The sequence below is a fragment of the Metabacillus sp. KH_069 genome, assembly GCF_057838075.1.
This window is the reverse complement of the sequence record NZ_CM174460.1, coordinates 1,985,360-1,998,298: the sequence shown is the minus strand read 5'-3', so window position 1 is coordinate 1,998,298 and position 12,939 is coordinate 1,985,360. Positions and strand designations below refer to the sequence as shown.

Below are 12,939 nucleotides of genomic sequence, written 5' to 3'. Positions count from 1 at the left end.
TTGCCTCACCTCTTACTTGTCTAATTCATCTTGATTGAAAGAAAAAAGCGGCTCATCATCATCGCTTTCGTCAAGCGGAACATTTGCTCCTGCACGAGGATAAATGCCCATTTGCAGTGCGTCTGTCTCGCTTTTAATATCAATCTTCCAGTTTGTCAATTTTGCCGCCAAACGTGCATTTTGGCCTCTTTTGCCGATAGCAAGCGATAATTGATAATCAGGAACAACCACTGTTGTCGCTTTATCATCTTCGTTCACATTAACATCAAGAACTTTAGATGGACTTAAAGCATTGGCCACAAACAGAACAGGATCGTTTGACCATTTTACAATGTCAATCTTTTCGCCTTTTAATTCATTTACAATTGCCTGTACACGCTGGCCTTTAGGACCTACACATGAACCAACCGGATCAACCTCAGGGTTGTCTGAGTGCACAGAGATTTTCGAACGGTCGCCAGCTTCGCGTGCCACTGATTTAATTTCTACCGTGCCGTCATAAATTTCAGGAACCTCAATTTCAAATAATCGTTTTAATAAGCCAGGATGAGTGCGTGAAACGAAAATTTGAGGTCCTTTTGTTGTTTTTTCAACCTTTGTGATAAATACTTTAATGCGGTCATGAGGCTTGTATTTCTCATTTGGCATTTGTTCGCTTACAGGAAGCAGCGCCTCAATTTTGCCAAGGCTCACATAAATAAATTTAGAATCAATTCTTTGGACAATGCCAGTCATGATATCCTCTTCGCGATCTACAAATTCAGAGTAGATCACACCGCGTTCTGCTTCGCGCACACGCTGCGTTACAACCTGCTTGGCTGTTTGAGCTGCAATGCGGCCGAAGTCTTTAGGCGTAACTTCCATTTCAAGAACATCATTTACTTGATAGCTTGGATTTACGCTTTGAGCTTCTTCAACAGAAACTTCAAGTCTTGGGTCATATACTTCATCAACTACATCTTTTCTTGCAAAGACTCTCATTGTTCCTGTGTCGCGGTTTAAATCAACGCGCACATTTTGAGCCTGATTAAAATTACGCTTATAAGCTGAGATCAAAGCAGCTTCAATGGCTTCTATGATCACTTCTTTACTGATGCCTTTTTCTTTTTCAAGAATCGTTAAGGCATCTAAAAGTTCATTACTCATCTTATCGGTTTCCCCCTTATCCATCTAACAGTTTATTTAATTGAATGTGACAGCGAGCCGGGCACTGGCAATTTTTTCGTAAGGTATTTGAATTTGTTTTTTGCGTGTTTTAATTAAGATCGTCACAATAACATGCTCACCGTCAAAAGCAGTAAGCTCTCCTTCAAATACTTTTGAGCCTTCAAAAGGCTCATATGTTTTAATATAAACATTTTTGCCGATTGATTTTGTGAAGTCAGAGTCCTTCTTAAGCGGTCGCTCAGCCCCAGGCGATGAAACTTCAAGAAAATAATTTTGTTCAATTGGATCTGTTTCATCTAATTTTTCACTTAATTTTTCGCTGACAATCGCGCAATGTTCAATGTCGATTCCGTCACTTGAATCTATAAATACGCGCAAAAACCATTCTTTTCCTTCTTTTACGAACTCTACATCCACTAATTCCAATGTTAATTCATCTAAAATCGGCATAGCTAATTCTGCTACGATTTCAGTAACTTTTTTGCTCATCCCGTTCCTCCTTGTGAAATAGAAGCAAATATGACACTATTAGTTGCTGAAAAACCCTGCTTCATATTGAGCAGGGAATGTATGTACACAACACGCGATCCGAATGAAGAGACAATAAAATCTCTACTCAATACGAAAGAGTGGGTTGCCCCACTCTCTGCCTCTAACTATCGTTAGCATTTCCATAAAAAATATAACATAACCGGCCATTTATTGCAAATTAAAATCAAACTGCGTAAGGCATTTCAGGAGATATTGCAAGATTTTTCTCCTGAAAAGATTCAGTGAATATTTCCCAATTCACAGGTCTGTCAAAAAAATTAAAACAGAGACAGCTGGTTTTGATCAGGAAGCGACTCGAGACAGCCTTGCTTGTCAAGATATTCAATAATTGTCTTAGACACCTTGCCGCGCTGCTGAAGGTCCTCTTTGGAGAGGAATTCTCCGTTCTGTCTTGCATTTACGATATTTATTGCAGCATTGGTTCCGAGCCCTGGAATGGAATTGAAAGGCGGGATTAAAGAGTTCCCGTCAATCAGGAAATCCGTGGCACTGGATCTGTACAGATCTACTTTTTGGAACGAATAGCCGCGCTCGCACATTTCTAGGGCAAGTTCAAGAACTGTCAGTAAACTCTTTTCTTTAGGTGATGCCTCAAGTCCTTTTTGATTAATCTCAACTATTTTTGCTTTAATTGGCTCTGAGCCTTTTACCATCGTTTCAATGTCAAAATCATCGGCACGGACTGTGAAGTAAGCAGAATAATAAAGCAGGGCATGATGCACTTTAAAATAGGCAATCCGGACAGCCATCAAAACATATGCTGCGGCATGGGCTTTCGGAAACATGTACTTTATTTTGAGGCATGAGCTGATGTACCAGTCAGGCACCTCATTCTTTTTCATTTCCTCCACCATTTCCGGTGTAAGTCCCTTCCCTTTACGCACAGACTCCATAATTTTAAAAGCAAATGAAGGCTCTAGCCCCTGATAGATTAAATAAACCATAATATCATCACGGCAGCCGATTACTTCGCTCAGCGTACAAGTATTATCGTGAATTAATTCCTGTGCATTCCCAAGCCATACGTCCGTTCCGTGGGAAAGTCCGGATATTTGCACGAGCTCAGAAAATGTAGTCGGCTTTGTGTCTTCAAGCATTTGACGGACAAAGCGGGTACCGAATTCCGGAATTCCGAGTGTACCGGTTTTACACATAATCTGTTCTTCTGTTACACCAAGGGATTCTGTCCCGCTGAATATTTTCATTACCTCTTTATCATCAGTCGGAATCGTTTTCGGATCAATTCCGCTAAGATCCTGGAGCATCCTGATCACTGTCGGGTCGTCGTGTCCCAGAATATCAAGCTTCAGCAAATTATCATGAATGGAATGAAAGTCAAAGTGAGTTGTTTTCCATTCAGAACCCGTTGCATCAGCCGGAAATTGAATTGGTGAAAAATCGTATATATCCATATAATCCGGCACAACGATGATTCCGCCCGGATGCTGGCCGGTATTTCTTTTTACACCTGTACAGCCTTGAACAAGACGGTCGACTTCTGCATTTCTGAGCATTAAGTTGTTGTCGCCCGCGTAGCCTTTCACATATCCGTATGCTGTTTTCTCAGCGACTGTACCGATGGTTCCGGCGCGGAACACGTTATCTTCCCCAAAAAGGTCCTTCGTGTAATTATGCGCTCTCGGCTGATATTCTCCCGAGAAGTTCAAATCGATATCAGGTACTTTATCTCCTTTAAATCCAAGGAACGTTTCAAACGGTATATCATGACCATCTTTATGATATTTTGCTCCGCATTCCGGACAGTCCTTATTCGGCAGATCAAACCCCGAACCTACTGATCCATCATTAAAGAATTCTGAATGCTTGCAGTCAGGACAAACATAATGCGGAGGCAGCGGGTTAACCTCTGTTATCTCCGTCATGGTAGCAACAAGGGATGATCCGACAGAGCCCCTTGAACCAACAAGATATCCATCATCAAGAGATCTTTTAACAAGCTTGTGCGAAATCAGGTAAATAACGGCAAAGCCGTGGCCGATGATACTTTTCAGTTCTTTTTCAAGTCTTGCTTCGACGATTTCCGGAAGCTGGCTGCCATAAATGCTTCTGGCCATGCTATAGCTCATTTCACGGATTTCATCGTCTGCACCATCAATTTTTGGTGTATAAAGGTCATCTTTAATAGGTTTAATTTCTTCAATTAATTCTGCTACACGATGTGTATTGTCAATGACAATTTCACGTGCTTTCTCTTTCCCGAGAAAACTGAAGCAATCGAGCATTTCATTCGTTGGTCTGAAATGAACATTTGGAAGCTCGTGGCGGTTCAGCGGATTCGCACCGCCCTGAGAGTTTACTAGAATCTTGCGGTAAATTTTATCTTCCGGCTGAAGATAGTGTACGTTTCCGGTTGCAACGACCGGCTTTTCAAGCTTTTCGCCAAGATTCACAAGGTTCGTGATGATTTCTTTGAGAGCCATTTCGTCCTTTATATACTCCATCTGAATTAAGTGGCGGTATACTTCAGGAGGCTGCACCTCAATGTAATCATAGAAAGCGGCTATATCTTCCACTTCCTCTGGAGACTTTTGCATCATGCCTTCAAACACTTCCCCGCGGTCGCAGGCTGAGCCGACAAGGATCCCTTCACGGTGCTTAGTGAGCTGAGATCTCGGCACTCGTGCAACTCGGTAGAAATAATCAATATGAGAAAGCGAAACAAGTTTAAACAAGTTTTTTAAGCCAATTTCATTTTGGGCAAGCAGAATCGCATGATAAGGACGAGCCCGCTGATAAGCATTGCCCTGACCCATATTATCGTTAAGCTGGTTATGGTTCTCAATTCCTTTTTCAGCAGCATCCTTCAGCATTCTGAGCAGAAGATATCCTGTTGCTTCCGCGTCAAAAATAGCACGGTGATGCTGAGTCAGCTCAATATCAAACTTTTTGGCAAGTGTATTTAATCTGTGGCTTTTCAGCTCAGGGTATAAAAATCTGCCGAGTTCAAGAGTATCGATGACAGGGTTGGCTGCTTTACCCGCACCAAGCAGCTGTTTATAGCCAACGTTTAAGAAGCCCATATCGAAGCTTGCATTATGTGCAACCAAAATGTCGTCTCCTGCCCACTCTTTGAACCTGCGGAGCACTTCGTCTACATTTGGCGCTGTTGCCACCATATCATCTGTAATGCCGGTTAACTCTATTGTTGTCGCTGATAGACGGTGATGAGGATTTGCAAACGACTCAAAACGGTCGATGATTTCGCCGTTTCTGATTTTAACGGCTGCAAGCTCAATAATCGTATCGTATACAGCTGATAAACCGGTTGTCTCTACGTCAAATACGACATAGGTTGCTTCAGGCAAAAACCGATCCTGCCCGTTATAAGCAATCGGCACTCCGTCATCAACCAGGTTAATTTCTACACCGTACAAGACTTTGATGCCATTTTTCTTGCCTGCAGAATACGCTTCAGGGAACGACTGTGCAACAGCGTGATCAGTGATTGCTACAGCAGGATGCCCCCATTTACTTGCCTGTCCGACTAAAGAACTGACAGATGATACAGCATCCATTTGGCTCATTGGAGTGTGCAAATGAAGCTCTATTCTTTTTTCATCAGACGTATCCTGACGAATTTCAGGCTTGATTTCATTAATATCATTTGCAATCATGACTAAATCCCTTACAAATGTATCATTCTGAATGCTGCCGCGAGCCTTAACCCACATACCTTTTTTCAGTGTTTGCAGAAGAACTGCGTCTTCTTTATCCCGGGCAAACATTTTTACTAAAATGGAGTTTGTATAGTCGGTTACTTTAAACGTGCATAATGTTCGTCCGCTGCGGAGTTCTCTTGTTTCGGCATCGAATACATATCCTTGAATGGTGATGCGGCGCTCTTCATCTTCAATCGTGTTGATCTGTTTAATTTCTTCGTCATTCTTAATGGCATAGCCGATCATCAGAGGACCCTGAGGAGCCTCCTGTTCTTGATCTTTCTTATCCATTTCTGTAATGGCAAGCATCATTTTTTCTTGATCTTCAAGCTTCTTCTGCTCTTGGAACTTTTGAATTTCTTCTTTTGATATATTAACGGTCGTATCAAGCTGAATGAGAGGAAAGCCATATTGTGCAAAGCTGTCCTGAAGAACCGATGTGTATTTTTTCTTGATGGCCATTGCTTCGGTTTCATTTCTCGTTTTTACAATCAGCTTTAATCCCTGTACTTCAGGAATTTGCTCATTTAATAAAGAGAGCATAGGGGGAGAAATCCCCTGCATTTCCTGGACACAAACCGACCAATAGTCTGCAATTAAATTTTCATCAAATGTTTGATCATTAACGGTAATTTTAAATGATACATCAGCTATATGCGAAAATGATTTTGTTAATTTCGCATAAAAAATCCGGTACACTTCAAAAGGAAGGATCCGGTCAAATGAAAATTGGAATTCCCATTTCTTTGACAGCTTATGGACTGTCAGTTTTGTGATCGCACCGTTTTTAAAATGATTAAAAACAGCATCGTCTGTTAAATCGATTTGCTGAAGCAGCAGCTGAAATCGCTCTTTTTGAGCTTTCGAAAGTTCGTCCATTCTAACCGTCCCCTCTTACAATAATCGATCCTCATAATTGAAGGTACCTCGCTCTTTGCGAGGTACCTTTAAATGTTTTATTCACTTACTTATCATAACATGAATAAAACAGAGCTTCATGTTTTTTAATTGGATAATAAATTGGAAATGGTGCCAGTTAAATCAGACAATGCAACATCCATTCCTTCACCTGTTTTGCGGACCTTCACTTCAACGATTCCGTCCGCAGCCTGTTTCCCGACCACGACTCTTACTGGGATGCCGATAAGATCTGAATCTGCAAATTTCACGCCTGCACGTTCAATCCGGTCATCGTACAGGACTTCAAATCCAGCTTCTTTAAGATCTGCATATAATTTATCACTTAATTCAGACTGAACTTCATTTTTTGCATTGGCACTAATTATGTGAACCTGGAACGGAGCAACCGCTGCAGGCCATACAATGCCCTTTTCATCGTTGTATTGCTCGACGATGGCTGCAAGTGTTCTCGAAACTCCAATACCGTAGCAGCCCATGATCATCGGCTGCGCTCTGCCGTTTTCATCCAGGAACGTCGCATTCATGGCTTCACTGTAGCGTGTGCCAAGTTTAAATACATGACCTACTTCAATGCCTTTTGCAAATTGAATGATGCCTTGTCCATCAGGAGATAAGTCTCCTTCTTCAATAAATCTCAAATCAGCAAATTGAGATACGTTTGCATCACGTTCAATATTCACGCCTGTGTAATGATAGTTCTCTTCGTTCGCTCCGCACACACCGTTTACGATAGCCTGAACGGCCATGTCTGCAATAATCTCCACTTCTGAGCTGACTGCAACAGGACCTACATAGCCCGGCAGCACGCCGACTGCCTGCTTTGTCTCTTCAGCCGATGCAAGCTCTACAATGGAAGCTCCATATAAGTTTTTAATTTTAATGTCATTAACCTCATGATCTCCGCGCACTAAAACTAATACGAATTTCTCATCCACTTTGAACAGAAGAGACTTAATTAATTGTTCTTTAGCTGTATTTAAGAACGCAGAAATTTCATCAATTGTTTTTTGATCGGGTGTTTCCACCTTTTCAAGACTCTGAGCTTCTTCGCCGCTTTTTTCATATTGATTAATGACAGGAGCCATTTCAATGTTTGCAGCATACTGGGAAGTATCGGAGTATGCAATCGTATCTTCTCCTACATCTGAGAGCACCATGAATTCATGCGTATCTTTCCCGCCCATTGCACCGGAATCTGCGATGACTGCACGGTAATTTAAGCCGCAGCGCGAGAAGATATTGCTGTATGCCTGGAACATTTTTTCATAGACCTCATCAAGACTTTCAAAAGATGCGTGGAAAGAATAGGCGTCTTTCATAATAAATTCACGGCCGCGAAGCAGACCGAAACGAGGACGTTTTTCATCTCTGAATTTAGATTGAATTTGAAATAGGTTCAAAGGCAGTCTTTTATACGATTTTACTTCGTCTCTGACAAGAGAAGTGATAACTTCTTCATGTGTTGCACCAAGCGCAAATTCACGGCTGTGGCGGTCTTTCATCCGCATTAGTTCAGGGCCGTACGTATACCATCTGCCAGACTCCTGCCAAAGCTCTGCCTGTTGAAGTGCAGGCATTAACAGTTCGGATGACCCGGCACGATTCATTTCTTCACGCACAATTTGCTCAATTTTTTTCAGGACAATGGAAGCAAGCGGCAAGTAACTGTAAATCCCGCTTGCATTTTGCCGCATAAAGCCTGCACGCAATAAAAGCTGATGGCTTTTAATGTCAGCGTCTGCAGGCACTTCTCTTAAAGTAGGAATAAATGTCATACTCTGTTTCATCTTCAAGCACCTCTATCTATTTATACATTTTAAAAGTCAGTTTAAGAAAAAGAGAGGACGGTCTGAGTAAAAATGATAACGCCCTCTCAGGTCATAGCTAAGCCTTATAAAAAGAATCTTTGAATATCATTCCATGTGACAACCAGCATTAACAGCATCAATAAGGCAAAACCGATAAAATGGACAACGCCTTCTTTTTGGCGGTCAATCGGTTTCCCTCTCAGCGCTTCTACAAGGAAGAATAATAGTCTTCCTCCGTCCAGTGCAGGAATCGGAAGCAGATTGACAATACCTAAGTTGATGCTCAGAATGGCAGCCCAGCTCATTAAATTGATGATGCCTGTTTTTGCGACCTGGTCTGTCATGTCATAAATTCCTACCGGACCTGAAAGCATGTCGATCGAAAACTGTCCAGTGACCAATTTTCCAAGTCCCAGCACAATTTCCTTTGTCCAATTGAATGTTTCCGTTACTCCATATTTCAATGATCCGACGAATGATTTTTCAACAGGGTTATAAGCTCCGATTCTGCCAATCGTCTCTTCCCCTACTTTACTCGCTTCAGGGACTACTTCCACTTCAAGGTTTTGACCGCCGCGGTTAATGGCAAAAGTCAGTTCTTGTTCTGGATTTGCCTGAATAACAGAAACGACCTGTTTCCATGAAGACATTACTTTTCCCTCAATGGATGTAATTTCATCGCCTTCTTTAAGTCCAGATTCTACAGCTGAACCGTCCGGCGTCAGCTTCCCTAAAATCGGTTCATCAATTGGAGCCCCTTGAATAAATCCAAGGGAGAATAATAGGACAAACGCTAAAATAAAATTCATCAGCGGTCCAGCAATAATCGCCGCTGTCCGCTGTCCAAGCGTTTTCGAGCCAAACTGGCGGTTATAAGGGGCAATTTGAACTTCAGAACCATCTACAATGAAGAAAGATTTTTCGCTCACTTCAAAGTTTTTCAGTATTTCATCCTCTTCGCCCTGTTCATAACCTGAAATGAACATTTTATGTTCAAGATCAGCCTGTTCTACTTCAATAACTCTTGCACGCGGATATTTTTCCTTATTATTAAGGATGATTTTTTCAACTTTATTTTCTTTATTAAACAGCAAACCTACATTATATCCAGGCTTCACTTCTATCATTTCTGGATCTTCACCAGCCATGCGGACAAATCCGCCAAGGGGAAGGAGTCTGATGGTATAGACAGTTTCATCTTTCATGAAAGAAAAGATCTTCGGTCCAAACCCAATTGCAAATTCACGGCATAAAATACCTGCCCGTTTTGCTAAAACTAAATGTCCCAGCTCGTGAAAGAATACGAGTGCTCCAAAAATAATAACAAACGCTAAAACGGTATTCACGTTTCATGACCACCTTTATGAATATAATGTTTGAACAAATTGTCTCGTCTCTTTGTCCACTTCTTGAATGATATGCAAATCCGGGTTTGATATCACACTATGTTTTGTCAAAGCTTTTTCTATGAGATCTTCAATTTGAAGGAAGGCAATTTGGCCTTTTAAAAATGCTCCGACTGCTTCTTCGTTTGCTGCATTCAGCACAGTTGGCATTGTACCGCCTATTTTACCTGAATCATACGCAAATTGTAAGCAGCGGTATCTTTCAAAGTCCGCTTTCTCGAAATGAAGCTTGCCTACTTCCCACAGATTTAATTGCTTAGTTGATGAAAGCGGCAATCGTTCTGGATAGGATAAGGCATATTGAATGGGGACTCTCATATCCGGAGATCCAAGCTTGCGCAATCACACTTCGGTCATGAAACTCTGCCATCGAATGAATAATGCTTTCTTTATGAAGCAGTACCTCTATCTTTTCGTACGGCAAATCAAAGAGCCAGTGTGCCTCAATCACTTCAAGACCTTTGTTCATCATAGTAGCAGAATCGATTGTGATTTTAGCACCCATGGACCAATTCGGATGATTGAGAGCCTCGTCGACTGTTACATCTGCTAACTCTTCACGTTTTCTGTCGCGGAAGCTTCCGCCGGATGCTGTCACGATCAGCCTTTCCAGTGATTTAGGATTTTCACCCTGCAGACATTGAAAAATAGCGGAATGTTCGCTGTCAACCGGAAGAAGATCCACACCATATTTTCTTGCATGTTCTGTTACAAGATGTCCGGCAGTAACCAGGGTCTCTTTATTTGCAAGCGCAATCGTTTTTTTGCATTCAATTGCTTTTAAAGTAGGCATTAGACCGACACTTCCAACAACTGCATTAACCACAATTTGAGCTTCGGAGAGTACAGCTGCTTCTATAAGGCCTTCGGCACCATATGTAAATGTTATGTTCGGAAATTCTTCTTTCAGCTGTGAATATGCGTTAAAATCATTAACAGCTACTAGACTTGGAGAAAAATCTGAAATCGCTTTTCTTCCAAGCTCCAAATTACTTCCAAAAGACATGGCAACAAGCTGAAATTGATCGGGATGACATTTAATTACATCCAGTGTTTGCTGACCAATTGAACCTGTTGCACCCAATAAGCTAATCTTCTTCACCATGTCACTCCCATTCGTTTGTCACAGATAATCTATTCAGTTAAAAAACAAAAACAAGAAATGCATGATCGGCAATACAAAGATCAGACTGTCAAAGCGATCCAAGATTCCCCCGTGTCCAGGCAGGATATGCCCTGAATCTTTTACTTGATAATGACGCTTTAAAGCTGATTCGGCCAAATCCCCAATTTGTCCAAAAATGGACAGCAAAACAGTGATTAGCGTGATGCTAAAATAGGAGTCTGCAAAGGCAGTAAAATATTGAAAGATCCACGCGATAATGACGGCGCAGAAGATTCCTCCAAAAGATCCCTCTATCGTTTTGTTTGGACTTATTTCCGGCCACAGCTTTCTTTTACCTGCTGATTTTCCGATAAAATAAGCACCTGAATCTGTAGCCCAAATAATCAGCAGGGCATAAAAGATTGAATAAAGGCCAATGTTTCGCATTTCAATAAAATAAAAAAATCCGATACCGATGTACATGGTTGCTATAATGGTAAATCCTACATCATCAAAGGAAAATCTGTTCTTAGTCACCACGGTATAACATAAGAAAAACAGGACACCAAGCAATGCAATTTCTATTTTAGTTATGCTGTATTCATCTAATAAGTTTATGTAGTTACTGGGGATTAATAGAACCCAAAGCAATAATAAACTGAGCAGCCCCGGTACACTGTATATCGTAATTCGCTTCATCTTCAGCAGTTCATAAAGGGCGATGGAAGCTAATAAGTATATAAAAATAGTAAAAGGAGCGCGTCCATAAATGACGGCCGGCAAAAAAACGGCCAAAGCGATTAAGGCAGTTATAATTCTCTGTTTCACTCTGTCACCTTCATCTTATAAACCGCCAAATCTTCGCCCTCTATGCTGATATTCATCAATGGCTGCAAGTAAATGATCTTCGCTGAAGTCCGGCCAAAGCACGTCTGTAAAGACAAATTCAGAATATGCAAGCTGCCATAACATGAAATTGCTCAGCCTGATTTCTCCGCTTGTTCGAATCAGCAAATCCGGATCTCTCATGTCTTTTGTCATTAAGTATTGTGAAAATAATGCTTCATTAATGTCTTCAGGGCTGATGCTGCCCTTTTCAACATCCTGCACAATTCCCTGAACTGCATGAATCATTTCAGCTCGGCTGCCATAATTCAGAGCGAAATTCAGGATAAGACCATTATTATTTTTCGTATCTTCCTTTGCCTTTTGCACAGCGCGAAGTGTATGTTCCGGAATTTTTGATTCTTCTCCTATAATTCTCACTTGCACATTTTCTTCTACAAGTTCCGGCAAGAATGTTCCCAAAAATTCTTCAGGCAGCTTCATCAAGTAATCCACTTCCGTTTTTGGCCTCTTCCAGTTTTCTGTAGAAAAAGCATATAAGGTTAAGGCTTTTACTCCTAGTTCATTAGAAAGCTTCGTTATTTTTCTGACAACTTTCATGCCTTCATGATGTCCGGCAATTCTGGGAAGAGCTCTTTTTTTAGCCCAGCGGCCATTTCCATCCATAATAATTGCAATATGTTCCGGAATTTCCCGTTTCAGAATTTCTTCTTTTGAGAATTCCGATTGCTCGCGGTTAGGATTTCTCCATTTTTTCAATTTGCCAAGCATGTGATTCCTCCATCACCATTCTGCGGTCTCATATACTGCAACAATGTTAACAGTATTAACAAAAAAACCCCCTGTAAACATTAGAGGGTCTTTTAAGCACAATTCCATTGTACAGAGTTTTTTCTTAAACTTCCATGATTTCTTTTTCTTTATCTTTTGCAATTGCATCAATTTTGCTGATGAAATCATCTGTTGCTTTTTGAACATTGTCATTGTTGCTGCGAAGCTCGTCTTCCGTGATTTCGCCATTTTTTTCAAGCTTTTTCAAGTCGTCGTTTGCATCGCGGCGTACATTGCGGACAGCAACTTTCGCTTCTTCAGCATATTTTTTAACAAGCTTTGCAAGCTCTTTGCGTCGTTCCTCAGTAAGTGCAGGAATAGCAAGACGAATTAAAGATCCGTCATTTGTCGGATTTAAACCAAGATCTGATTTTAAAATCGCTTTTTCAATTTCGCCTAAGACTGTTTTGTCATAAGGCTGGATAACAAGCAATCTTGCTTCAGGAATATTGATAGAAGCTAATTGATTGACAGGTGTTGGAGCACCGTAATAGTCTACAACGATTTTATCAAGCAATGATGCATTCGCACGTCCGGCACGGACAGTAGAAAGCTCTCTGTTAAATGCAGATACTGCTTTTTCCATTTTGTCTTTCGCTTGTGATAGCACTTGTTTTGCCATG

8 protein-coding genes and 1 pseudogene are annotated in these 12,939 nt (G+C 41.2%); all 9 read right to left on the bottom strand.

Features of this window, described 5'->3' with window-relative positions; all coding sequences use genetic code 11:
* Positions 1-12: 12 nt before the first annotated feature.
* Positions 13-1,146, bottom strand: a complete 1,134-nt coding sequence (nusA, locus tag AC3ISE_RS09875) for a transcription termination factor NusA (protein ID WP_070877285.1) — start codon at positions 1,144-1,146, stop codon at positions 13-15.
* A 36-nt stretch (positions 1,147-1,182) separates the two neighbouring features.
* On the bottom strand, positions 1,183-1,656 hold the full coding sequence (gene rimP, locus AC3ISE_RS09870) for a ribosome maturation factor RimP (RefSeq protein WP_070877284.1): 474 nt from the start codon (positions 1,654-1,656) through the stop codon (positions 1,183-1,185).
* A gap of 320 nt (positions 1,657-1,976) precedes the next feature.
* Positions 1,977-6,278 carry a PolC-type DNA polymerase III gene (locus AC3ISE_RS09865; protein WP_489224049.1) on the bottom strand — a complete coding sequence of 1,434 codons (4,302 nt, stop codon included), beginning with the start codon at positions 6,276-6,278 and terminating at the stop codon, positions 1,977-1,979.
* A 125-nt stretch (positions 6,279-6,403) separates the two neighbouring features.
* Positions 6,404-8,107 carry a proline--tRNA ligase gene (locus AC3ISE_RS09860; protein WP_489224048.1) on the bottom strand — a complete coding sequence of 568 codons (1,704 nt, stop codon included), beginning with the start codon at positions 8,105-8,107 and terminating at the stop codon, positions 6,404-6,406.
* A 104-nt stretch (positions 8,108-8,211) separates the two neighbouring features.
* Complete coding sequence (gene rseP, locus AC3ISE_RS09855) at positions 8,212-9,474, bottom strand: RIP metalloprotease RseP (protein ID WP_489224047.1); 1,263 nt, start codon at positions 9,472-9,474, stop codon at positions 8,212-8,214.
* A 15-nt stretch (positions 9,475-9,489) separates the two neighbouring features.
* Positions 9,490-10,636 (bottom strand): annotated as a pseudogene (gene dxr, locus AC3ISE_RS09850) (1-deoxy-D-xylulose-5-phosphate reductoisomerase).
* Between the two features lie 36 nt (positions 10,637-10,672).
* The gene (locus AC3ISE_RS09845; protein ID WP_489224046.1) at positions 10,673-11,467 is read right to left on the bottom strand and encodes a phosphatidate cytidylyltransferase; all 795 of its coding nucleotides are present in this window, start codon (positions 11,465-11,467) and stop codon (positions 10,673-10,675) included.
* Positions 11,468-11,482: 15 nt separating this feature from the next.
* Complete coding sequence (uppS, locus tag AC3ISE_RS09840) at positions 11,483-12,256, bottom strand: undecaprenyl pyrophosphate synthase (protein WP_489224045.1); 774 nt, start codon at positions 12,254-12,256, stop codon at positions 11,483-11,485.
* A 124-nt stretch (positions 12,257-12,380) separates the two neighbouring features.
* Positions 12,381-12,938 carry a ribosome recycling factor gene (gene frr / locus AC3ISE_RS09835; RefSeq protein ID WP_223442395.1) on the bottom strand — a complete coding sequence of 186 codons (558 nt, stop codon included), beginning with the start codon at positions 12,936-12,938 and terminating at the stop codon, positions 12,381-12,383.
* Position 12,939: the final 1 nt, after the last annotated feature.